We start from the raw sequence: 22,663 nt of genomic DNA on the forward strand, positions 1-22,663 counted from the left end.
TGCGAACTCTCGTAAACGCGAAAAAGATAAGGTGCAACTTTCGCCAGTCCATGAACGCTCATGTGGCCGAGCAAGACTTTAATCAACAAGCACCGGTAGTTCCAGACTGCCACCCCGGTCCCCGTCTCTGGGAACATCTTCAACAGGCATTTCGATCGACATCCTGCCCTCAAACCTTCACAATACCGCCGATTTCGACCACGACCTTTCCCTGGGTAAATACGGAACCTGCCCGGAATCTGATGGTAAAAGCGGCAGCAACCGGTTCTTGCCGACGGGACCGGCCCCGATTTTCAGCCCATTGCTTCATATCATCCGCCTAAATCCACAACATCCGCCCTCATCCACTCAGGATACTTTGACATGACGCTGAAACAGGATTCCGCCGGTTTCCTTGCCCGAAGATCCTTTCTCGGCCGCGTTTCGCAGGGCGTCGGCACCTATGCCCTGGCCGAATTGTTATCAGCAAATGGTCGAACTCTGGCGGCACAGGAATCGGCAGCCACCATTGGGACGGACCGCTGGACAGGGGTCGTTCAGACACCCCATGTGGTGCCACGAGCCAAACGAGTCATCTTTCTTGTGATGGCTGGCGGGGCTTCTCACCTCGAAACATTCGATCATCGGCCTCGTCTTGCCGAACTGGACGGGCAACCGATGCCCGACTCATACACGGCAGGTCAGCCAATTGCCCAGTTGCAGGGAAAGAAACTCACGTGCCTGGCTCCACAGCACCCTTTCACCAGATGTGGCGAATCCGGCAACGAAATCGCCGACATCCTGCCAAACCTGCAAACGGTTGCTGACGAACTCTGCATTATTCGTTCAATGAAGACGAATGCGATTAACCACGATCCCGCTCACACATTTATGAATACCGGCACCACGATCAGCGGGCGTCCCTCCATGGGAGCGTGGCTGCAGTACGGTCTGGGTTCAGAAGCTGAGGACCTGCCGGGATTCGTTGTGCTGACGTCGGTGGGCGGCGGCCAGGCTCAGCCGATCGCAGCACGACAGTGGCACAGTGGATTCCTACCGTCTCGGTTTCAGGGCGTCGAATTTCACAGCAAGGGTGATCCGGTTCTTTACGTCCGAAACCCGCCCGGGGTTACTGCAGACCAACAGCGAGGGATCGTCGATGCCGTTCAAACGCTGAACAGCTTCCGGAACGAAGCTGTGCATGACCCTGAAATCTCAACTCGAATTGCCCAATACGAAATGGCATTTCGAATGCAAACCAGTATTCCTTCCCTGATGGATTTCTCAGACGAAACCAAAGAGACTCTCGACCTTTACGGCACGGCCGGCGCTGATGGGACGTTCAGCGCGAATTGTCTTCTGGCTCGCCGACTTGCTGAACGAGGTACGCGGTTCGTGCAGCTCTATCATCGTGGATGGGACCATCACGGCGGTATCAGGAATGGATCCAGGATTACAGCCGGGCTGGTCGATCAGGGCGTGGCCGCATTACTGAAAGATTTGCGGCAGCGCGATATGCTCAAAGACACTCTGGTTGTCTGGGCTTGTGAATTCGGACGTACTCCCATGGCCCAGGGAAATGGCCGGGACCACCATATCAAAGGATTTTCGATGTGGATGGCGGGTGGCGGAGCAAAGCCAGGCACGACATATGGCTCTACCGACGAACTCGGCTACAACGCTGTTGAGAACGTAGTTACTGTTCACGATTTTCATGCAACAATGCTGCATTTGCTGGGCATCGACCACAAGCAATTGACGTATCGCTTCCAGGGCCGTGACTTCCGCCTGACAGATGTGCATGGCGAGGTTGTTACTCCTATCCTGGCATGATTTATTCTGGCACGGTCCATCGCAGCGATTCGCATGTTGAATCGATTCGCATGCTGAATTGCTGATCCCGCGCCGGGAGAATCAGCTCCCTCTCTCGACAACGTCTGCCAACGATCGGACGACCGAGACAGTGACGTCTCTCTGCGCAAGATACGACCCAGCAAATTCCGGATTGAATCCCAGGGAATCTGGAGCGAGCCCCTGGCCACGTTCAGCGACCGTTTTGAGACAAATCCAGCAAAATTGCCAAGCGGGCTGGCACGAGTTGAGTTAATTCTCCGGACGAAATCCGGAGACCACGACAACTGGACGTCTTCCTGAATACCGGCCGCAGAATCCCATGGAAAATAAGAGCATCGTAATCGCGGGTGGCAGTGGGTTTCTGGGAGTCTCGCTGGCTAACCATCTGCGGAAGTCCAATTTTCGTGTGACGATACTTTCCCGCAATCGCCCACGAGTCACCGGCGAATGGGACCATGTTCAGTGGGACGCGCGTACGCTCACCGGGTGGGAATCTGTCCTTGATGGCGCTACGGCTATCGTTAACCTGGTCGGCCGTTCTGTCGACTGCGTCAAGACGCCCGATCACTGCGATGAAATTCTGAGATCACGTCTGGAATCGACCCGCGTGCTTGGGACAGCGATGAATGCCGTTTCCATGCCACCACCGGTTTGGGTGCAAATGAGCACCGCCCACATCTACGGAGATCCTCCGTCCCTGGTCTGCACGGAAGAATCACCATTCGGCTATGGACTGGCTCCGGACGTGGGCAAAGCCTGGGAAGCAGAATTTGCAAGGTCAGTTCGAGACGATCAGCGTGGTGTCATCCTGCGGACGAGTTTCGTCGTCGGGCGAGACAGAGGAGCTGGGGGCGGTGCTCTTGCTCGCCTTCGTTTTTTAGCCCGACTGGGGCTCGGCGGTAAAGTGGGTACGGGACGGCAGGGAATGAGCTGGATTCATGAAACAGACCTCAATCAAGTCGTTGAACGGGCGATTCTCAATTCGTCTTTGCAGGGGCCATACATCGCCAGTTCTCCTAATCCCGTCTCTCAGATAGAATTTATGCAGTGTCTGAGGCGTTCTCTGCGTATCCCAATTGGGTTACCCGCGACAGAGGCGATGGTTCGTTTCGGTGCGAAGTGGGTCCTTCGAACGGACCCAGAACTGGCACTTTACGGACGTTACGTCGTGCCCAGCCGCCTGATCGAGTCTGGATACACGTTCGCCTACCCTGAACTGCAGCACGCTTTAGCCGACTTACTTTAACCCGTGAAGATCAAGGGCATTGGATTTGGTTTCGGCGCGACGAAGCCTGCACTGTTTTCCGTGCTGCCCCTGAGCCGACTTCGCGCGACTTTCTCTTATCCGAAACATGGCGGTGCACGATGGTTGATATTTACTCCATGCTCTGGAGCAAGACGGCTTCGAAAGTCCTGCTGGCTGTTTTTCTGATCTTCGCGGGGATGATGCACTTTGTGAAGCCAGGCTTCTTCCTGAAAATCATGCCCCCATATCTGCCGCTGCATAAAGAGCTTGTACTCGTAAGCGGCCTTTGTGAAATTCTGTTGGGGGTCGCCCTGCTTGTACCTCGGTGGTCATGTTGGGCCGCATGGGGAGCTATCGCACTGTTCATCGCGGTGTTCCCCGCCAACATTTATCTCTACAAACATCAGGAGATTCTTCCGGCGCCGGCAATCGTTCACCTGCTTCGCCTTCCGTTGCAGGGGGTGTTCATCTTGTGGGCGTTCTGGCACACTCGGTGAATGTCATTCCGCGTGGGCTGGCTGGTGCTGTATCGGCAATGAATGGCATCGTACTGACGCCACGAATGCTTATTCGCACTTCGCTTCCAGATGGCGAATGATTCGGCAGGGATTTCCTGCAGCAACGACGCCGTCAGGGATTGACCGGGTCACGACGCTTCCAGCACCAATCACGGTCCGGGAACCAATCTCAACACCCGGTAGAATAATCGCCCCTCCACCAACCCAGACATCAGAACCGATCCGGACTGGTTTGCCGAATTCCTGCGTCCGCCGCAGTTGTGGATCAAGAGGATGGGTGCCTGTATAGATTTGTACGGATGGCCCGAAGAAGGTAAAGCTGCCGATTCGGACTTCACAGACATCCAAGACGACACAATTGAAGTTGAAGTAGACGCGTTCTCCGAGGTAGATATTACTGCCGTAATCACAAAAGAATGGGGGCTGCATCCAGACGGAATCGCCGCCAGCTCCCAGTAACTCTTTCAAAATTCGACGACGAGTTTCCGTATCCCTCTCACGAGTCGCATTCAAGTCCTGACACAGATCCCGCGCGTGCTCTCTTTCGGATATTAGTTCCGAATCCAGGGCATTATAGAGCTCGCCGGAGAGCATCTTTTCTTTCTCTGTTGTCACAACGCTTCCCTTCTTCCCGGCAGTTTGGTTAACCGCCTTTCAATCCGCAGGCTTGTCACCGAAATGGATGTTCATCTCTCACATTGACTGCCGATTTTTTCTCTTATGAACGCAACCAGCTGCTCTGCGTCGTCAGTCCCGATCCGGAGGCGCGTGTTTCGAAGCTGTAGAACGACGCAGTCTCGACCCCACAAATTCCAGACCCATCCGCCCTGCAGACTCATATGAATTCCCCATCCATCGAGAAACGTCGTTCGTCCAATCGACGCGCTGACAATGTCTTCAAACAAGACCGTTCGGCGAAACAGTGGTAAGGGTCCGAAACCGACCTGCAACCGATCCGACTGACTTTTCACTTTGAGGTAATGAAACCCCGCGGCGAGAAACATCATCAACAGCCCGACGAGCGGAAACAACCAGGGGAAAGGCGGCACGTTCCTCAGCACCAACCCCAGGACGATCATGACGATAGCTACAGCATAAAGCAGCCAACAGAGCGGCCCTCGCTGAATATGATGGTACGACAGGGAGTCTGTCATCGAGGCCTTCTCCGTCATGTACATTTCCATTCACATGTGCATTCAACTGAGGTGTTCGAATTTCAGTTCGTATAGCGCGGGATTTTCTGCAGGAGATTCCTTTCGAAATCAATGTGTCAGCCACGAGCTCAGAGCATTCAACGGACTTCCCGGCTGGGAGTCGCAGGACCTCCCTTGCAATATCATGTACTGATCGATGCCTGAAATGGAATCTCAGTTCGACATCCACGAGAGATCTCAACGGAACTCCTGCCGCACCTTTGCAAGATGAAAGGCAGATTCACGCTGGTTGGCCTCCGCCTCAGTTCCGGCTGTCGCGCGTCATCAGCGCTGCGAATCCGATGGATCTATGAGCATTGGCGTGACTGAAGTCCCTTCTCGCAGACGTGAAGCAGACAGGAGTTCCATATCCGCCCAGTCATCACAAGGTTGATCCTGGTTCAGGGGCAAAGTCACATATTCGGCGGGATTCCCACCAGATCCGAATTCCCTGGCCTGCCTTGCTCCGCCTGCAGGAATCACATTCAAACCCGCACAAGAACCGGATGGACCAATTCTTTTTGGGGGCCCTCGTGTGCTGCATGCGAATGGTTATGACTGAATGGTCTCGTCCGGAAGATTTGTTCCGGCCTTCAGCCATACGTGTGGTCCTACAGAACAGTTCTGACCAATCACGGTGCCGGAATCGATAACGGTAAATGGCCGTATCACGGTGTCTCGTCCGATTAGCACCCCATGTTCGATGCTGGTTTGCTCGGGCATCTCGATAGTCACCCCGGAAACCATAAGGTCATGCAGGATTTCGCGTTGAATACTGGACCGAACTTCGGACAACTGCGCGCGGGTATTCACGCCGAGTGCCTCTTCGATCGTCAGACTGCAGCTGGCTGTTACCCTGTGCCCGGCATTCATCAGAATTCCGGGGCAATCAGTCAGATAGTATTCTGCCTGAACATTGTTCGGCTTCAGTTGATGAAGTGAATCCAGTAAGAGTGGCGTGCTGAATGCATAACAGCCCGTGTTGATCTCTGTGATCTGTCGTTGCAGCTCGGTGGCATCTTTATGTTCGACGATACATTCAAATTCGCCGCTCGCATTTCGCACGACCCGACCCAAACCATCATTGGCGGCTGTATCGGCAGTTCCAATCACACAGGCCGCGCCAGCTTGCTGTTGAGCATCCAGCAGCGCTTTGAGCGATGTCCCCTTCAACAAGGGCGTATCACCAGCAAGAATCAGGACCGAGCCCTGATGATTCCTGAGTTGTGATTCGCACATCATCACTGCGTGGCCCGTGCCTTTTTGCTCAACCTGTTCGGCAAATTCGACATCTTCATGATGCGACAGGGCATCTCTAACCATATCGGCTTTGTGCCCGACCACGACAATATGCTTTGCTACACCGGCGGCTCGCGCGGCATCCAGAACATAGTCGATCATCATCCGACCACAGACACGATGAAGTACCTTGGGCACTTCCGACTTCATTCGCGTACTTTTGCCAGCAGCCAGAATCACCGAAACAGGAGCAGTCATAACGACAAGACTTTCAGGATCTCGACAAATCCGTATGGTTAATAACGCAGTCCGATTTGTCCGATGAATGCGGTACCAAGATCGAAATCCGGAATGGATGCATTCCCAAAGTTCACACTTCGATCAAACGCCCATCCACCTTCGAAAAACCAGCTGTACCACGCCGACTCCATGTTCAGCCCGATCAGGATGCGGTAGTCTTCGATTTCGATCTGATCGTTTCGCGTCACTGCGGCAAACGTATCCTGAATGCCGTAACCTTCGATGTGATATTCGCCTCGAACGTAAAGCCACTTTGACCACAAAGTTTCGTTACCAAGAAACAGACTGATACGAGCTTCAGGATACATCAACTGCCATTCCCAGTAGTCGTCCCGGTAAATCAAGCCGGCATACGGAATGACACGCCCTTTCACGCGATCCAGATACATCGCACCAATACCGACGGTCCAGTACTGATCCATCTGGAACAGCATGATGCCGCGACCATCCAGCTGAAACGCATCACTTCCCGATCCATCAAAGTCGGTGTTGTAGGAAGGAGTGATTCCAAGACTGATGCTGTAGGGACCGGCTTGTGGCGTTTCGAGTTCAAGGTCGACACCAAACCGAAACAGATCCGTCGGCATGCCAATGCTGCCACCTGGACCGTTCCAGTTGCGATACCCGAACTGGTTCGTCCAGTTCAGCATCCATCCTTCGATAAAGGGGGTCGTGTATCCAAGACGATAGTCAACGCCAAAAATGTCCATGCTGCCGGTTGCACCACCAGGCCCGGACTGGACGGTTCCGCTGGGTATCCAGGAAACATCAAGGGCATTTTTCCAACCGTAACGATATGGTCTCGGTCCATTGGCGCCATACGTGGTCAAACCCTGGGTCGGGCCTGCCTGAGGCTGAGCACCATATGGAGTGTAGGGAGCATATGGCGAGGGCTGGCCATATGGAGACGGTTGGCCATACGGACCGATCCCGCCATTCGGCTGTAGAAACGGGTCCGAAGTAATCGGTGGTGAGAACGCATTCCATGTGGTGACGCCCGGATCAACTGGCATACCGTCGGCAGTCATGGGCGGAACAACCAACGGGGAAGTGCCGTACATCTGACCAGGCATGACCGGAGTCGGAACACCCCCCGGATCGGGTGACTGAGCGCGGAAGATCGTTCCAGGGTCCTTACGGATTCCAAAGACAGATCCGGCGGATGTCAGCCTCGCCAACGAATCAGACGTGGTATGGAAGATGGACGGCGTTTGATCACGAAGCGGTTCGGACTGTCCGAAGGCTGATGTCATCACCAGTTGAAGCGCAATGGCTGCGATGGCAGACAATTGAAGGGATTTCACGGGGACACCTTCAGTCGTTGAGAGGAAGATAGAGGCAGGCAGCTTACAGCTGGATGAGATTGGAAGTGGAATGAGCGTCCATTGCCATCAAGACAGGATGGAAGAATGGCAGGGACTTGAGGAGAAGTTGCGGATTCTTTGGAAAATGGCAATTCAGGTCAACATCAACCTTTCGGTGCCAGGCATCATTGGCCATTTGCATCCCGGAAAGGAGTTTTCCCTTAAAGTGAATCCGCAAAATCTGCCGGAAGGGACGTTCTGAGGACCGGATGAGATCACGCCTGGACGACTTCGAACTGAATGTTCGAGTGCGGGCAAGCGTCACTTATGACACCTGCATTCTGCCGGGTTGAACATGCAGCTCCGAATACCAGGCAGGTTCCCCGGATCGCGTTTCCGTTCGGATGCCTGTACGCTCAACAGGTCTCGCGAACGATCAGAAATTCTGCGAATCACCATCAAACCCGGCAGATGCAGGAACGCCATCGGTCCGTGAGGTGTATTTGACAGACGCTCGTATTCATGCAACTCGTCTGGACGAGATTCGACAGCTCGCCAGAACTTATTGATGAGGGCGAAGCTGGTTACTGGCGGGGATGAAGCTGGATGGTGTCAATCTCTTCCAGCGTCGCACCATCCGGCGCGATGACGGCGGATTGGTTTCCGCCATTTTCGGAAACGGGTAGCAGGAGTTCTGTTTCGCTGGTTATCGGCGCGATCGCCCTCGTTTTCCGGACCAGGCCATCGGGGAAACTCACCGACGAAACACTGATCACCAGGGTGACGCACGCAGCCAGAGCACTCAATGCACTGATCACAGTGAACCGGCGTGTTGCAGTGTCCGGAGCTACGGCTACGGACCTCTGCGCTGGTATCAATGCAGGAGTCACACTGGCTGCGGCGGTAGCACCAGTTTCAGCCAGGTTACGTGTAGCCCTAACAACATGAACATCAAACGCGGCATCAAGTTGAGTGGGGATTTCCTGCCGGAAAAAGTCCCCCAGCAGTGTATGCACGGCGGCTTCATCCAGAACGGCAACTCTGCTGTTTGATCTCTGGGAGTCAGTCATTTTCAAATCCTTGTTCCACCAGTATTTCTGCCAGCCTTCGGCGAGCCCGTGAAAGTCTCATGTCGATAGCAGCAATATTCGAATTCATGGCGATGGCAATTTTTGCCGTAGACCAATCGAGCGAATACTTCATGACGAGGACCTTTCTGTCGTCCTCGTTCATCAGTTTCAATGCTTCGCGCACCGAAGTTTGTTTCTCTGAAAAATCGATCCCGGATTCCGGAGCGGCCGGAGAGCTCACCATGTCGTCCATTGCCGGCAACAGGCGACACGAACTGCTCTTTTTGCGAGCCACATCGCGAAGCCAGTTCTGCCCAACTCTCAACAGCCAGGCTCGTGGATCCCGAATCGGTTCTCCTTTGTAATCATAAAACCGAAGAAAGGCCTCCTGAACGGCATCATAAGAACGCTCCGCATCGCTGCACTGGGCGTAGAAAAACGCCCACAGCTCTCGTGAGTGACTCTTATAATAGGAGTTCAGGAATTCCCTCCGATCGCCATCGTCAGGCTGTTCGGATTCGTTTTGCTGCATTGAATGACCTTGAACGGAGATTCCCGGGGAGGGAAACACCCGATATTTGACTCGTCCTTCGACGCAGTTGCCTCTAGGACGCCTGGGAGATCGTGATCTAACAACGGGCCGCCTGAATTACGGTCTGAAACCGTAATTGATGGCGGAATCCGAAAAAATACGCACATCCGTTCGCATCAACAAGCCGACCGGGCGATTTTGCGCTCAACATGCCGTTCGGGACGGATAGTTTAGACTGAAACAGGACGGCTTCGTCAGCCCCCGCGGCGTTCCCTGTAATCAAGCTGACCATGCCAGCCCAGCTTTCGATGGAGCGTTCCGTAGTAGCTGTGACCTGGCATGCGGACCAGCTTGAACGTCGGTGAAGCTCGCCGAACGATGATGCGATCGCCCGCAGAAATGGGTCGGTGAATCTGACCGTCAATGACCATCATGACTCCGCGCGGCGGGTCGGCGACAGAAAGGACAATCGTGCGATCAGCCGAATCGACAATCGGTCGGACGGTCAGTGTGTGCGGACAAATCGGCGTGATGGCAAAGACTTCCAGTTCCTGCCGGAGAATTGGTCCACCAGCAGAAAGATTATGAGCCGTCGAACCCACCGGTGTACTGACAATGAGACCGTCACAGCTGAATGTCGTGATTTCTTCGGCATCAATTTCAAGATGAATATCCAGCATCTTCAGAGATCCGCCGGACGTAATTGTGACCTCGTTGAGTCCCAGATCTTTGTGAACGAGACCGTTAGCGCCTCTGTGTTCGCATTCAAACATCAGATGTTCGACAATCGTGTACTGACCGGATTTCAGAAGAGAGAACCCTTCTCGAAAATCCTCCGGGCTCAGGTCAGTCAGAAAGCCAAGCCGACCAAGATTGACTCCGACAATCGGAATCTGTCGAGTGCCCAGCTGACGGCAGCCTCGCAGCACTGAACCGTCACCGCCCAGCACGACAACCAGATCCGCGCTTTGTCCCGGGGGAATTTTCTGGTGACGAGAATATGTGCCCACCACCTCGACGCCGCCGACGGAATTGAGAAACGGAATCAGTTCGTCCCACGCATCACGCACTTCCGGCCGTTCACTGCCCGTCAGCACGATGAGCTTTAAGGGTGCGTCTGTCATTATTGTCCTGCGGCTACTGACTGGAGTCGTTAAAAGGGAATCCGGGGCGGATTCATGAATCGGGCGAAACGAATCGCCTGTGAAAGGGCAGACACGAAAGTCCCGACAGCACATGATCCTGGTGTAGCGGGCACTTTGGCAAGCGAATGAGATTTCTGCATTATTTTTCGATGAACGAAGTGGTGCGATGACTGTATTGTCGTACGTTTCGTGAACCAAATCCGCCTGAGCACGGGCGATTTTGAATATCTGGCGTCGACTCCTGTTGCGCAATCTGCCAAGCTGCGCGGTGAGAATGCTTGTCAGGAAACGCTCTTGTCGCCGAAAGAAATCGTCGACGACCGGAACAACCCACGGTAACCACAAACTGTCGCTGTCTCAAACCGCAACCTATGCCAGACTCTCAATCGACTCTCACCTCGACATCTCCAACTGCCAATCGAGTAGCGATTGTTACCGGGGCATCGGCGGGAATTGGCCGCGTTATTGGGCAGCGTCTGGCCAGCCAGAACTTCACCGTTGTCCTGGCCGCGCGGTCCGAGGAAAAACTTCGGTCACTCAGGTCCGAGCTGCAGTCGAAAGGCCAGCACTGCGAATACGTCGTGACAGACGTTTCTGATCCTAATGATCTGGAACGCCTGGTTACAAGAACGCTCGAACAATTCGGCCGCATCGATGTCCTGGTCAATAACGCAGGGATCGATTGTTTTTCAGAATTTGCGAAGGTATCCACTGAACAGATTCTTCAGACAATTGAAATCAATCTGACCGGAACCATTCTGCTGACAAGGCTGGTGCTGCCGCATATGCAGCAACGTCAGTCAGGATCCATCATCAACATGGCGTCGACAGCAGGTAAGCACGGTCCGGCCTATGGGGCCGTCTACGCAGCGACAAAAGCCGGACTTGTCGGATTTACTCAGGGCCTGCGCGGGGAATTAAAATCGACGGGTGTCAATGTGACTGCCATCTGTCCCGGGTTCACACGAGACGGTGGTATTTATGATCGCATTGTCGCGGCCACCAGCAAGCGGACTTCACCGCTGATGGGAAGTACGACCGCCGACAAAGTGGCAGACGCAGTTCTGAATGCCATTAAAAACGGCCAACCGGAAATCATCGTAAACTGGCCGCCAATGCGTCCCATATTTGCACTCCGTGAAATGTTTCCCCGACTGGGTGAATATCTGATTCTGGCGGCCTCGCGAAGGTTTCTGCGAAGAGCCGCGATGATGCACGCCAATGATCAATTGAAGGAGTGACGCCCGTCACGACCGTTACACAATGAGTGTTTCAGAGTGAATGTGAGTCAGGATTCCGGGCAGCTCTACAACCAATCGCACGGCCATGGCTCGGTCTGGCTGATCACAAACCGGATGCAACACATTCCTGTTCGGGTTTCGCGATGTCAGATCCAGCCAAAGCAGGTCGCTGTATTTGAGGCATACCGCGGAGCCTTTCGTTTTCGTCCGGCATGGAATCCGTCGACAAACCACCAGGCAAATTACAGCATGGGAATTGCTGCCTGCAAATGTCTGGTGACAACGGACGATTGCGGCCCGGTGGCTGTCATGTGAAATCGACGAGAATGTTCGCCCGTTTGTTCAATCGTAACATCCAGACGATCGGCCGGCAGAACCTCAGCAATTCGGTCGGCCCATTCAACCAGACAAAGAGATTCGCCGTTGTTCAGAAAATCATCGCCACCGATCGCCAGAAACTCGTCAACGTCGGCCAGACGATAGGTATCAAAATGGGCAACAGGAATTCGGCCCCCCGAATACAACTGCAACAGTACAAAGGTGGGACTGTTGACCTGATCAGTATCGATTTCAAGGGCAGCGCAAAGAGCACGCACAAATCGCGTCTTACCCGAACCCAATTGACCGTTCAGAGCAATCATGTGTTGCGATGTCAGCACGCCTGCCATCTGCTGGGCGAGCTTATCGGTGTCAGATTCACAATGGCTGTCAAAGAGTATGGATTCGGACATGCAGAGACACTCTTCAGGCGGATTCATCAGTATCGCAGGCGTGAGACGGAGCCTGGATTCGAACGCTGCAGTTTGGAGAATCACCACTCGAATTGATAGCATACCGAAAAGGTTTGATCGTATTCTCTGCAAACGCAGTTGCCCGTGAATGCACCTGAGACCCTGCGTGCCGGAGTTCTGCGACCTGCAACTATGCGACGTCTGTTGTGTGCAACAACTGAGATCACTCAATCGATGATGGGCTTCCCCGACATCAACAGCGACGTTCGCGAGAACCCGTATTCGCCGCCCGGTGTTCGGCTCGAACCATTCGGGGCATCCGAATTGCAGGACATAGGATTTGCGATTGATGGAAAGGCGATTATTGGCGGTAGCGTCATCACACTGCCGCCGATCTGCATCGTCTCCGGGGCCGAGGTAAACCTGTCCCGGAACAAGCGGCAGATCAGCCTGAACAGCGTGTTCGCCGTGCCGGCATTTCGCTACATCTACATTGGGTGGGTCGGACTCATGGCTGTGTCAGACATAGCGGATTCGTCAATGCAGATACCCCGCACCGCGTTGACACTTGCTGACGTAATCAGGTGGTCCCTGTATGTGTTGGCGATGATCATGATCCTGATCATGGTCTTCGCCAGACAGCATCGTGCAACCGTCACCTGGTATGTCTCTCGCATTGCGAAGAAACAGGATTTTCGAAAACGGATCCTGTGTCACACGTCGGCAATTACATTTGCCGTTTCTGTGGTAGCAATTCTTTTGGGGGAATTTCGGGCGATGACAGGCGGGGCATTCGGTTGCCTGGCCAGTGCCTTCATCATCTACAGAAATTTAAGAAAGCCGACAGCACCGACAATTGTGAATTGGGAGGATGGCATATTCAAACTCGAAGGATTTTCAGACACATTTCTGCTGAAAGCATCACCGCATGCCGGGCTTGTACTTCCTTCAGGTCCCCTGCCCGGGGAAATCATTGACTACTGTTCATCCGGAAACGGGACAGCCGCCTCCTGAGTTTCTGGTTTTAACTGGCCTGCCAGGGCGTCACGAATTTCGCGAGCTTTCGCCCGATCTGCCTGAGCATTGGCTGTTTCACCAGCCTCCTGCAGCTTCGCAGCCCGAAGTTCGTAGGCTTCTGCGACACGATCGTCAAAACGGCGAGCGGCCTCGAAATCCTCTATCGCCTGATCGTAATTCTCCATCGCGAACCAGACGTCACCCCGAACAGAATATGCATTGCGTCCCAGAAGAGTGTCCTGGCCGCCGTTGCTGACCAGCGCTTCTTCGCTGTCCGCCATGGCTTTCTTCATGTCGCCGGTTTTCATCCACGCTTCCGCACGACCGGCAAGGGCCAGACAGTTGCCGGGACTTACAAGAATTGCTCGAGTGTAGTCCTGAATAGCAGCGCCATACTGTTGGCCATTCATCAGATGTTGAGCTCTGCGAATCCACGCCTCCGGCTTGCGGGCGTTTGCCGCAGCGTCACGGGAAAGTTCGTTCAGTTCCGTGAGCCATTCGACCTGCTGAGCATCCTTCTGGGCGTCTTCGAAACGGCCAAGTTTGGTTAATGCTGCGTAACGATGGCTCAGCCACCTTGAATCCATTGGTTCCAGCTCAATCAGGCGCGTGAAAGCTTTTTCCGCTTCGTCAAACTTTTCCATCTTCAGGCAGATGAGTCCGCAGTTATTCCACGCGGTCGGATATTTGTCATCCAGCTGGATCGCTTGCTTCACATCCGCCAGCGCGTCTTCGTATTGCTCCAGCTTCATGCGAGCAAATCCGCGATTGTTCCAGCCGTCAACGTACGTGGAGTCGACTTCAATAGCCTTCGTGAAATCCAGCAACGCAGACTTGTGGTCGTTCTGTGCCAGTGCCACCAGCCCTTTGTTGTTCCATGCCGCCGCCATTTGCGGATTCAGACTGACGGCAGTCTCAAAATCCTGATTCGCCTCAGCCATCAGCCCCTGTGACATCAGAAAGTAGCCCCGAAAGTTATACAGGTCGGCATTCTTCGGATTCAGACGAACTGCTGTGCTGAAGTCAGCCCGTGCGTTGGCCATTTCGCCCTGAAGCACGTAAACATCGGCTCGCATTCGGAACAGATTCGCATCGTCCGGCTGAATACCAATTGCCTGACTCAACGATTCAATCGCAATGCTGTTCTTGCGCGCCGTGACCGCTGCACTTGCTTTCTGGATCAACTGCTTAACCGCTTCCGCGTGCAACTCTCTGGTAGCCTCGCTTCCGGAAAGCGATGCGCCGTCTTGCGCTGGTGATTTCGCCACATCTGATGGAGCAGAACTCGACGGATTGTTGATGGACAACGGGATGCCCGCAGAAGGTTCAGAAGGCTGTGAATTCGACCCACAACCCGTCAAGGACAACATCAAACCGGCAGACAAGACTATCCTGCGCATTTCAGTGGCTCCATCCGTGGACCAGTTACGTTGGCAATGCCAGGCTTTTAACCCAGTTCATTAATGAGTGTCAATGTCGACTTCGCAATGCCCGCCTTTAACACCGCCCCGACAGACGCATGGTTCGCCTCACCAGACGGTGAACCCAACGAACCGCACGCAGTCAACACTCCGCAACTAAGCCACGACCTCTGCAAGTCGTCTGGGGAAACTGGTTTGACGTTCTGACATAACGCATCAGCAGACGCCAAAGCACTTCCGCTGCAGGGCAACGAAAGTTCCTCGTCTGCCACCATGGCCTTCCTGACTGCACATGAAGTTCGCCAGGGAACCGGGAGAGGGCGATAACCCACCACACACAGCGAAGCTCGGCATTCCCTGGAATTTTGGTCTTCCAGAATTAGTCATGGCCAGACGATCTGCACTGGTATGGTGACCATGTCATTGCCATCGTTGGCATGAACAGTGACGACGCCATCTTCAATTCTTGCCAAGGGCAACTGGCTGAACGTGAGCTTCAGCCGAAGCTGCTGAAGATCGTCTCTGGCAATTTCAACATTTTCAAATTCGACATCAAGCTCCAGCGGGAAGGTATCAATATGACTGATCTTCCAGGCTTTTGGCAACGTGCATTCAACCGTCGCTGCCACCGACATGTTTTTCATGGCTGGCAGCCGAAAATGCTCCGGTTGCACTGCGACCAGTTCATCAGCATCTCGATCCGGACCGCGGGCCAGGACCGGAATGTGAAGATACGGCGTCGCTTCATCAGTCGTCGTGACCTGCACAATACCACGCTGGATTCCACGAGGCAGTTTTTCAGAGATCGTGATCCCGATCGTTGTTCGACTTCCGTTTTCATCGCGCTGACGATCGATCACCCTTGGCGTAAACAATGGTGTCGAACTCATGACTTCCTCAACGCGGAAGGGAGCTTCCGTCAAATCTGAAACCACGACGTTGTGTTCGACAGTATGGCTGGATTGCCCAATGACATACAGCGCCTTGGGCTCAATCTGGATTGTCTTCTTCGGCAGCACCAGCTTCAGCGTCAACGTGGTGGCCCGAGGTTTTGGATCATTAAAATGAACTGTCACGGTGTACTCATGAAATCCTGGTGCTTCCGTCGCCGTTTTTACAGGCAGAGTCAACCTGCCTGATTCCCCTGGTGCGACACTGTGGCTGCTGATTCGCGGTTTCAGGCATCCGCAGCTCGGCTGCATGTCCGTGATTTCGACTGGCGAATTGCCCACATTTCGAAACAGGAAAGTGGCATTGATCTCCGGCTGCTGGGGAACCGGGTCGTTGCCAAAATGCATGAGGTACTCGCTGAAGACCAGGCTGGCTCGATCACCGGAGACAGTCAATGGCGGATATTCACCACGAGAAGCAACTGTGGCAATAAGCATCGGAGTCACCGCAAGCAGGACCCCCGAAAGGGTCCACCGGCCGGACGAAGCATCGGCGCGACTTTCAACCTTTTCCTCAGCAGACATGCCCTGTCGCATCGAACTCGTCACTCCATCTCTGGTTCATTACGAAACTGCCGCCGTGATTAAATCTGTCGGAGTCATTTCCGGTCCACGAAGTTGGTGACCCGTCAGCTCACGGTCGCCCTGAGAATCTCTTTTACCCAGAGCGGAGTATACCCAAATCGGCCGCTCGGCCGCAGCCCCGGGTTAATTCCCCGCGAACCAACTGCAGCCCAACAGAAAAACTGACACCGCGCCAACAAACAGACAAACCCGAGAGAACACGGCCCACAAACCACAGCATGAACATGAACAGATGCCTGATTTTCATACTGCCCAAAAAACAGGCAACGGCAGCATGCTGCATTTAGAGGCAGTAATGCCTGAAACACTCAGGATTGGGGTTGCAAGGATTCTGTCGGGTGTTATCGTTATGACGTCGCAGTCAAAGTGATGTCAGGCGGTTTCTGCCGATGGCATCCTTCAAGCGGCAGCAAGTGCTGGTCTTATTCATGTGGATAGGACTGTTTCGGAGCAAGGATGGCCGATGGCTCAGTTGCAGGGAGAGAATGGCGTGCTGGTACTTTCACGAAAAACGAGTGAGCGAATTCTGATTGGTGACGACATTGCAATTACTGTCGTGCGAATCGGACCGAATTCTGTTCGGATCGGAATTGAAGCGCCAAAGACGATGAATATCGTTCGAGAAGAGCTGTGTGACTTCAGCGGTCGGGGCACGAGCGTCGTGGCCACGGATGCAGTCGTCGCTCCCACAACCTGAGCAAGTTTCTCCGGGGAGGATGTCCTGCCGGGCCCTCCGGGAAATCAGAATTGATTACAGGCCGAACAGAAATGTTCGGCCTTTTTCATGCGCCAGGTGCCGACGGCCCCTCAGTATGTCTGAATTCTGAATTTCGCGTCACGAAAGGCCGCCCCGCCCGGTGGCCGCCGTCTGCCACGCCCGAAAGTGGTCTTTCCGAGTGTTTCAGGTCCAGGTTACAATCCAGCAGATCGCCGCAGATCCTGTGGTCGATCTTCCCTTCCTGCCTGTTCCCGCCTCTCGCCAGCTCTGGCCCCCTGCCCAAATCCACTCCCCTCAACTTCCTTCACTTCCACTCAACAACCTCCCAGATCCCTGTCGCTCAACGCCCCCTACCACTTTCACGAAACAACCGGTCATGGTTTCGGGACAAAAGTCGGTCCACATCCCAGTCATGCCCCGCGAGGTGCTGCATCAGCTGCAGCTCTCGCCCGGGCTGTCGGTCCTTGACGGAACGGCTGGCGGTGGTGGACACAGCGCTTTAATTCTAAAACACATCTCACCCGGTGGCCGGCTGGTATCCATCGATCGCGACGCAACGATGCTGGAACTGGCAGCGGAAAGACTGCGGAACGAGTTTCCGACACAGTCGAACTACCAGCTCTATCACGGCAGCTACACCCGGGCGGCGGAGTTTCTGTCCGCGGCTGGTCTGGAGCATGCCGATCGAGTGCTGCTTGATCTGGGACTGTCTTCGGATCAGCTTGCCGATCGGGAACGTGGATTCGGATTCGATGCAGGTGGCCCCCTGGACATGCGATTCCATGCCGCCGGGACACCCACAGCAGCAACACTTCTTCGAATCTCATCGGAAGCGGAGCTGGTTCGAATGATGGAAGATTATGGCGACGAACCTTCCGCGAAGAAGATTGCTGCCGAAATCATCCAGCGGCGTTCCCGCGGACAATCCATCGAAACAACAGCGCAGCTCGAAGACTGCGTTCAGGCCGCAACGGGCCAGCGACGTGGTGCGGGAAGAAACCCTGCAACTAGAGTCTTTCAGGCCCTTCGTATCGCAACGAACAACGAACTGCAGCACGTCGAGCAAATGATGACAGAAGTGCTGCCTCGAATATTAAAGACGGGCGGCATCGCCGTCATTCTTACGTTCCACTCACTCGAAGATCGCATCGTCAAGAACGCATGCAAAGGACACCAGGGATGGCAAGTTCTGACAAAAACTCCGCTGGAACCAACCCCGGCCGAAGTACGACTGAATCCACGCAGTCGCTCAACAAAACTTCGAGCAGTCCGGAAGCTGTAGAACACACCGACGAAGAAACCTCAGGCGGTCTCTCCCTGGAAACAAAACTCGGCATGATCACCATTGTGATCCTTGTGCTGACGTTTGGATTTCTGGTCTACCGCAAGGTCGACATGCACCAGCAACGCCTGATGCAGGCAAGCATTTCGCCCCAGAAAGCCAGTGCTTCCGACGCGCCACTGAACCCGTCCGATCAAATCAGTTCATTTATCGATGCGTCGCAGTCCAGTATTGCGTCTGCAACCCATCCGGGCGAAACGCTTGAAATACATTCAGCGACTGAACTCGAAGAACCCCACAGTCCAGGTCACGAAAGAATGCTGAACGACAACCCGTTCAGTGATGGTGAATTATTCGCGCAGGAGCCCACTGCAAGCACATCGGAACCAGCGACAGCAGTAAACGGATCCTCCCGAAATCTCAATCTTGTGGTGCCCGATCGAGAAGAACTTTCAGATCCATTTCGAATGGAAACTGCTCCGACCGCGAACACACCGCCAACGGAGGAATCAACCATCGCCCTGGCAAACACGGCTCCGCAAGCAACAGAACCAAGACTTTCATTTGACTCGCTGAACGAACCTGCGATAGCGGAAGCAAAACCGCTGAACTCAGAAGCTGAACAGCCCACCCTCCTGCATACAACCCCTGAAGTCGATTTTGACTTCGGAGAGAGCAACGCGGTGGAGCCGCCAGCTCTGGCGATGCAACCTGAACACAATGCAACGCCGGATTTGGCGGCGGGCGACCTGGGTTTCGACGCTGGCCGCCCGGCTTTTCCAGCCACTGAGAGCCAACCAGCACCGGAGTTGGTATTTGGAGAATTATCAGAGGAAACAACGCTGGCCTCCAACCATGCACGCCCATCGTCAGTTCCGGAAGTTGAGGGACTTGACCTGAATGGCGCTGGCGCAGACGACGAACCAGGAGTCGGCGTTGAAATTGCACCATCGCTGCAACCACAGGAAACTTCGTTCTCCGGAAATGATCCGGCCCCTATGCTTTCGTTCGATCCACCTCAGCGAGAGGCGGGATTGCAGCCCGAAAAAGCCGAGTTGGAAGTGCAACTACCAGATTTCGGTTCATTGTCGCAGCCAGAGCAGCCCGTCGAAGTTGCCATGCTGGATCCACAGCAGGTACCAGCTGATCCGTTTTCAACAGAACCGAGCCGCAAAGAAACAGTTGATCCGTTTTCGTCAGCAGCGCCAACGCTGCCACAGGCAAACCCACCAACTCTCTCCTTCGACGATGAACCTGCATTCAATCTTCATTCGAACGGAACGAAGAACAGCGCACAGAGTGATTCGTCCACGGATGCATCCAATGCAGGCGTTGAATTCTTTGGAGAGCAACCGCGAACCAGGGCAAACCCTTCGTCCATCATGTTCCCTCGCGCGGATGGCTCTAGTCCTCAACAACCGGGCAACCAACGACGCAACAATTCTGGCATACGCGATGGTAAATTCAGTCTGGCAGCGTTCAACAATGTCACCGCAGTCGAACCTCCTGTTGACGACGGTGGCAACTATGAAGTGATCACAGTTCAGAATGGCGACAATTACACCAAAATTTCAAAGCGTGTTTATGGAACCATTCGTTACTTTTCCGCGCTTGCGGTCTTTAATCAACATCGAATTCCGGACCCTTCACGCATGCGGCCTGGCATGAAGGTACTCACACCGCCAGCCGACCTGCTTGAACAACGCTACCCCGAGTTATTCGTCGACAGCAAACCTCGAACAGCACTGCCAGCCCGATTTATTGTGAGAGAAGATGGCTCTGCATGGTATCGGGTTGGTGAAAACGAAACGCTGTCGGAGATTGCTGAACGATATCTGGGGCGATCATCACGATGGATAGAAATCTATCGATTGAATCAGAGTATACTCAGAGATCCAAACCGACTGAAAACAGGGCTGGTCCTGGCCCTGCCAGATGATGCTGTCGAAGTCAGCATCAGTCCGAACTAAATCCCGAACGCACCGCGCTGTCGACAGCCTGTTGAAAAACGGGACTGGCTCGAACAGGAGACCTTAAAACACGATGGTTTCCAGTCGTCCTGCGTGCCGGTCGCGGCTTTTCAACGGACAGTTAGGCTGCAGTTGTCATCCATTAAAACCGGATGTCATTGAGCCGAAGATTTGCCGTCAGACGGATGGTTCTGTCTGGCGGAATCGGGAAGACATCAGCTCGGAGTGCTATTCCACTTCTGGACGTTCGGCACGGAGCATGGACCGTTTCAGACCGGCATCGGAATGATTCAGAGTCTCACCGCACTCATGCATACGACGAATGACTGCTTCTGCAGTAACGCAGAGTGATGGAGAGATGGGCTGTCCCGCCTGCTGGAGGGCCTGGGCGGTCCAGACGTTACAGGTTTGAGGCAAATAATAACTCTTTGCTCCCCGATAGAAGCGACTGTAACCGTAGCGGCCTTCACCAAGGTCCTTTGCCTCACCATCGGCACCACGCCTGCACGTCGCGGCAATAAACTTTGTCAGCGATTCGAATTCGTCCGACCCCAGTTCCAGGGCGATCACGTCGCTGTGATCGAAAACCAGGTCCGGGCTCAGGTCAAATGCAGCCACATGCATCACGCTGGGTGTTGGCAAGAATGCGGCCTTCATTGCCGTTCCCATCTTCAAGCCATCCATCCGATAGAATCCTTCGTCACCCCAACCAATTTCGACGTACCTGAACTGCCTGAACTCTTCAATTTCAGGCCAGACTTCCGGTGTGATATCTGCCACACGCAAAACGATCCCGGTATGCCAGCCATGACCGACAACAAAGATCGACTTAATTGAATTGCTTTCCCAGGAGACCGGCTGAATGCTGGCAGATTGCGCGCGGATCACCGGTCGGGAATGAATGGCCTCCTGCAGCATCGAACATCCGGACAGTGGAAGAACGCTCGCCGCGAGCAGGATGCATTGACTGATCCTCAGTGCCATCTTGGGACGCCTCATGATCGCCACGATGAATTTTCTGTGCCGTCGACCAGCACACAGATGAACCGAGTGATGTTCTTCCGTGGAGCGGGATTCAGACAAGAGCAGCAGGCGATACTTTCGGGATTCGAGCCTGAGTGATCCTGTCACAGCGGCATCCGCTGGCAATAGCTGCCGGATCCGGTGCCAGTTATCTAATTCAGCACTGCTTCTGCTACCAGTTTCCCGATATTCAGGGAGGCAGTGGCGGCGGGCGATGGCGCATTGCAGACATTCAATGTTCGTTGATGTCGCTGAATCATGAAATCGTCAACTAACCGACCGTCCAGTCCTAAGGCCTGCGCACGAACACCTGCCGGAGCAACAACCAAGTCATCGGCCGTGATCTCAGGCACCAGTTTCTGAAGTGCTCGAACAAAAGCCGTTTTGGACAACGATCGATGGATTTCACCGAGCCCCGTCTTCCAGCATCGCATCGCCAACTTTCTGAATCCGCTGTAGCACAGCGATTCAGTCAAATCCCGCATGTTGATGGTCTTCCAGTTATAACCCTCCCGCGCCAATGCCAGAACAGCATTGGGCCCACATTCGACACCCCCATGAATCATGCGAGTGAAATGAACGCCAAGGAACGGAAACTGCGGATCGGGAACAGGATAAATCAGTGTCCGGCAAAGATGTTCGGCACCGGACTTTAGTTCGTAGTACTCGCCGCGAAACGGCACAATCCGTTCTCTGAGTTGCTGGCCACTCAGACGCGCGATTCTGTCGCTGTGGAGCCCGCAACAATTCACCAGTTGCGCCGCTTCGAATTCTCCTGCACTGGTAGCGATGGTCACACGTTCGGTGGATTGGCGAATGTCTGTCACTCGTATGTTCAGCATTACACGACCACCGGCTGCTTCGATCAGATCCTGAAGTGTTCGGCATACGCCCGGGTAATCAACAATACCCGCGTCCGGAACATGGATGGCGCTGATCCCTGCACAATGCGGCTCCAGCTGCAACAACTGCTTACGGTCGATCATTTCGCAACGAACGCCATTTTGGGTGCCTCGCTGCAGAATGCTGTTCAATGATTCCAGCTGAGACTCTGACGTCGCAACGATCACCTTTCCGGTTCTTTGCCACGCGACACCGTACTCGTCGCAAAACACCTCGAGAGCCTGCCGACCCGCATGACAATTCTTTGCCCTCAGCGAACCGGGCTTGTAGTAAATTCCGGAATGAATGACGCCGCTGTTGCGGCCCGTTTGATGGAACGCAACCGTCGCTTCTTTTTCCAGAACGATGACACGTAATCGGGGCTGCCGACGGATCAATTGCCAGGCAGTCGCAAGTCCGACAATGCCGGCACCAGCCACAATTACGTCGGCCGTCTCCATCG

At 54.3% G+C, this 22,663-nt stretch carries 20 protein-coding genes; 8 read left to right on the forward strand and 12 right to left on the reverse strand.

The annotated features are described in order from the left end of the window. Positions 1-363 precede the first annotated feature (363 nt). The 3 genes from R3C20_22700 to R3C20_22710 all read left to right on the forward strand — a co-directional run bounded on the left by R3C20_22700 (position 364) and on the right by R3C20_22710 (position 3,576). The gene (locus R3C20_22700; protein ID MEZ6043317.1) at positions 364-1,812 is read left to right on the forward strand and encodes a DUF1501 domain-containing protein; all 1,449 of its coding nucleotides are present in this window, start codon (positions 364-366) and stop codon (positions 1,810-1,812) included. Positions 1,813-2,152: 340 nt separating this feature from the next. Further along, positions 2,153-3,079: a DUF1731 domain-containing protein gene (locus tag R3C20_22705; protein ID MEZ6043318.1), complete on the forward strand. Its 927-nt coding sequence runs from the start codon at positions 2,153-2,155 to the stop codon at positions 3,077-3,079. Between the two features lie 119 nt (positions 3,080-3,198). Then, on the forward strand, positions 3,199-3,576 hold the full coding sequence (locus R3C20_22710; protein ID MEZ6043319.1) for a DoxX family protein: 378 nt from the start codon (positions 3,199-3,201) through the stop codon (positions 3,574-3,576). Between the two features lie 69 nt (positions 3,577-3,645). On the opposite strand, the gene R3C20_22715 is transcribed toward R3C20_22710, so the two are convergent. The 7 genes from R3C20_22715 to R3C20_22745 form a co-directional block, all read right to left on the reverse strand. Continuing rightward, positions 3,646-4,212 (reverse strand): sugar O-acetyltransferase, encoded by a 567-nt coding sequence (locus R3C20_22715; GenBank protein MEZ6043320.1) that lies wholly within the window; start codon positions 4,210-4,212, stop codon positions 3,646-3,648. A gap of 71 nt (positions 4,213-4,283) precedes the next feature. Continuing rightward, on the reverse strand, positions 4,284-4,751 hold the full coding sequence (locus tag R3C20_22720; GenBank protein ID MEZ6043321.1) for a hypothetical protein: 468 nt from the start codon (positions 4,749-4,751) through the stop codon (positions 4,284-4,286). Positions 4,752-5,342: 591 nt separating this feature from the next. Continuing rightward, positions 5,343-6,287, reverse strand: coding sequence for an NTP transferase domain-containing protein (locus R3C20_22725; protein ID MEZ6043322.1), 945 nt, complete (start codon positions 6,285-6,287; stop codon positions 5,343-5,345). A gap of 38 nt (positions 6,288-6,325) precedes the next feature. After that, on the reverse strand, positions 6,326-7,633 hold the full coding sequence (locus R3C20_22730) for a hypothetical protein (protein MEZ6043323.1): 1,308 nt from the start codon (positions 7,631-7,633) through the stop codon (positions 6,326-6,328). Positions 7,634-8,217: 584 nt separating this feature from the next. Continuing rightward, positions 8,218-8,703, reverse strand: coding sequence for a hypothetical protein (locus R3C20_22735; GenBank protein MEZ6043324.1), 486 nt, complete (start codon positions 8,701-8,703; stop codon positions 8,218-8,220). Next, the gene (locus tag R3C20_22740) at positions 8,696-9,235 is read right to left on the reverse strand and encodes a sigma-70 family RNA polymerase sigma factor (GenBank protein MEZ6043325.1); all 540 of its coding nucleotides are present in this window, start codon (positions 9,233-9,235) and stop codon (positions 8,696-8,698) included. Before R3C20_22740 ends, R3C20_22735 begins: the two co-directional genes overlap by 8 nt. Before the next feature lie 254 nt (positions 9,236-9,489). Then, the gene (locus R3C20_22745; protein MEZ6043326.1) at positions 9,490-10,359 is read right to left on the reverse strand and encodes an NAD(+)/NADH kinase; all 870 of its coding nucleotides are present in this window, start codon (positions 10,357-10,359) and stop codon (positions 9,490-9,492) included. A 392-nt stretch (positions 10,360-10,751) separates the two neighbouring features. Here R3C20_22745 and R3C20_22750 point away from each other — a divergent pair, with 392 nt between their 5' ends. Beyond that, positions 10,752-11,621, forward strand: a complete 870-nt coding sequence (locus tag R3C20_22750; GenBank protein MEZ6043327.1) for an SDR family oxidoreductase — start codon at positions 10,752-10,754, stop codon at positions 11,619-11,621. 242 nt (positions 11,622-11,863) lie between these two features. Here R3C20_22750 and tsaE read toward each other — a convergent pair whose 3' ends face one another. Further along, on the reverse strand, positions 11,864-12,352 hold the full coding sequence (gene tsaE, locus R3C20_22755; GenBank protein MEZ6043328.1) for a tRNA (adenosine(37)-N6)-threonylcarbamoyltransferase complex ATPase subunit type 1 TsaE: 489 nt from the start codon (positions 12,350-12,352) through the stop codon (positions 11,864-11,866). A 144-nt stretch (positions 12,353-12,496) separates the two neighbouring features. Here tsaE and R3C20_22760 point away from each other — a divergent pair, with 144 nt between their 5' ends. Then, positions 12,497-13,366, forward strand: coding sequence for a hypothetical protein (locus R3C20_22760; protein MEZ6043329.1), 870 nt, complete (start codon positions 12,497-12,499; stop codon positions 13,364-13,366). Here the strand turns inward: R3C20_22760 and R3C20_22765 are convergent. Together R3C20_22765 and R3C20_22770 are read right to left on the reverse strand one after the other, a co-directional pair. Next, a complete protein-coding gene (locus R3C20_22765; GenBank protein ID MEZ6043330.1) occupies positions 13,330-14,769 on the reverse strand; it encodes a tetratricopeptide repeat protein in 1,440 nt (479 codons plus the stop codon). The two genes, R3C20_22760 and R3C20_22765, sit on opposite strands and share 37 nt — an antisense overlap. A gap of 404 nt (positions 14,770-15,173) precedes the next feature. Next, positions 15,174-16,277, reverse strand: coding sequence for a DUF1573 domain-containing protein (locus tag R3C20_22770; protein ID MEZ6043331.1), 1,104 nt, complete (start codon positions 16,275-16,277; stop codon positions 15,174-15,176). 511 nt (positions 16,278-16,788) lie between these two features. On the opposite strand from R3C20_22770, the gene R3C20_22775 reads away from it, so the two are divergent. The 3 genes from R3C20_22775 to R3C20_22785 all read left to right on the forward strand — a co-directional run bounded on the left by R3C20_22775 (position 16,789) and on the right by R3C20_22785 (position 20,295). After that, a complete protein-coding gene (locus tag R3C20_22775; GenBank protein ID MEZ6043332.1) occupies positions 16,789-17,022 on the forward strand; it encodes a carbon storage regulator in 234 nt (77 codons plus the stop codon). A gap of 244 nt (positions 17,023-17,266) precedes the next feature. Beyond that, positions 17,267-18,325 (forward strand): 16S rRNA (cytosine(1402)-N(4))-methyltransferase RsmH, encoded by a 1,059-nt coding sequence (gene rsmH / locus R3C20_22780; GenBank protein MEZ6043333.1) that lies wholly within the window; start codon positions 17,267-17,269, stop codon positions 18,323-18,325. Continuing rightward, complete coding sequence (locus R3C20_22785; GenBank protein ID MEZ6043334.1) at positions 18,223-20,295, forward strand: LysM peptidoglycan-binding domain-containing protein; 2,073 nt, start codon at positions 18,223-18,225, stop codon at positions 20,293-20,295. Before rsmH ends, R3C20_22785 begins: the two co-directional genes overlap by 103 nt. Positions 20,296-20,523: 228 nt before the next feature. On the opposite strand, the gene R3C20_22790 is transcribed toward R3C20_22785, so the two are convergent. Both R3C20_22790 and lhgO read right to left on the reverse strand, forming a co-directional pair. Beyond that, positions 20,524-21,279, reverse strand: coding sequence for a DUF2459 domain-containing protein (locus R3C20_22790; protein MEZ6043335.1), 756 nt, complete (start codon positions 21,277-21,279; stop codon positions 20,524-20,526). Positions 21,280-21,470: 191 nt separating this feature from the next. Continuing rightward, positions 21,471-22,661 (reverse strand): L-2-hydroxyglutarate oxidase, encoded by a 1,191-nt coding sequence (gene lhgO, locus R3C20_22795; protein MEZ6043336.1) that lies wholly within the window; start codon positions 22,659-22,661, stop codon positions 21,471-21,473. Positions 22,662-22,663: the final 2 nt, after the last annotated feature.

The sequence above is a fragment of the Planctomycetaceae bacterium genome, from assembly GCA_041398825.1.
In the GTDB taxonomy this organism is placed as follows: Bacteria; Planctomycetota; Planctomycetia; order Planctomycetales; family Planctomycetaceae; genus F1-80-MAGs062.

Excerpts from the sequence above, each read along its gene's own strand:
- R3C20_22725 (MEZ6043322.1), bottom strand. The coding sequence starts at position 6,287 with ATGACTGCTCCTGTTTCGGTGATTCTGGCTGCTGGCAAAAGTACGCGA.
- R3C20_22785 (MEZ6043334.1), top strand. The coding sequence starts at position 18,223 with ATGGCAAGTTCTGACAAAAACTCCGCTGGAACCAACCCCGGCCGAAGT.
- R3C20_22720 (MEZ6043321.1), bottom strand. The coding sequence starts at position 4,751 with ATGACAGACTCCCTGTCGTACCATCATATTCAGCGAGGGCCGCTCTGT.
- R3C20_22700 (MEZ6043317.1), top strand. The coding sequence starts at position 364 with ATGACGCTGAAACAGGATTCCGCCGGTTTCCTTGCCCGAAGATCCTTT.
- R3C20_22745 (MEZ6043326.1), bottom strand. The coding sequence starts at position 10,359 with ATGACAGACGCACCCTTAAAGCTCATCGTGCTGACGGGCAGTGAACGG.
- R3C20_22765 (MEZ6043330.1), bottom strand. The coding sequence starts at position 14,769 with ATGCGCAGGATAGTCTTGTCTGCCGGTTTGATGTTGTCCTTGACGGGT.
- tsaE (MEZ6043328.1), bottom strand. The coding sequence starts at position 12,352 with ATGTCCGAATCCATACTCTTTGACAGCCATTGTGAATCTGACACCGAT.
- R3C20_22705 (MEZ6043318.1), top strand. The coding sequence starts at position 2,153 with ATGGAAAATAAGAGCATCGTAATCGCGGGTGGCAGTGGGTTTCTGGGA.
- R3C20_22790 (MEZ6043335.1), bottom strand. The coding sequence starts at position 21,279 with ATGGCACTGAGGATCAGTCAATGCATCCTGCTCGCGGCGAGCGTTCTT.
- R3C20_22710 (MEZ6043319.1), top strand. The coding sequence starts at position 3,199 with ATGGTTGATATTTACTCCATGCTCTGGAGCAAGACGGCTTCGAAAGTC.
- R3C20_22775 (MEZ6043332.1), top strand. The coding sequence starts at position 16,789 with ATGGCTCAGTTGCAGGGAGAGAATGGCGTGCTGGTACTTTCACGAAAA.
- R3C20_22735 (MEZ6043324.1), bottom strand. The coding sequence starts at position 8,703 with ATGACTGACTCCCAGAGATCAAACAGCAGAGTTGCCGTTCTGGATGAA.
- R3C20_22770 (MEZ6043331.1), bottom strand. The coding sequence starts at position 16,277 with ATGCGACAGGGCATGTCTGCTGAGGAAAAGGTTGAAAGTCGCGCCGAT.
- R3C20_22750 (MEZ6043327.1), top strand. The coding sequence starts at position 10,752 with ATGCCAGACTCTCAATCGACTCTCACCTCGACATCTCCAACTGCCAAT.
- lhgO (MEZ6043336.1), bottom strand. The coding sequence starts at position 22,661 with ATGGAGACGGCCGACGTAATTGTGGCTGGTGCCGGCATTGTCGGACTT.
- R3C20_22740 (MEZ6043325.1), bottom strand. The coding sequence starts at position 9,235 with ATGCAGCAAAACGAATCCGAACAGCCTGACGATGGCGATCGGAGGGAA.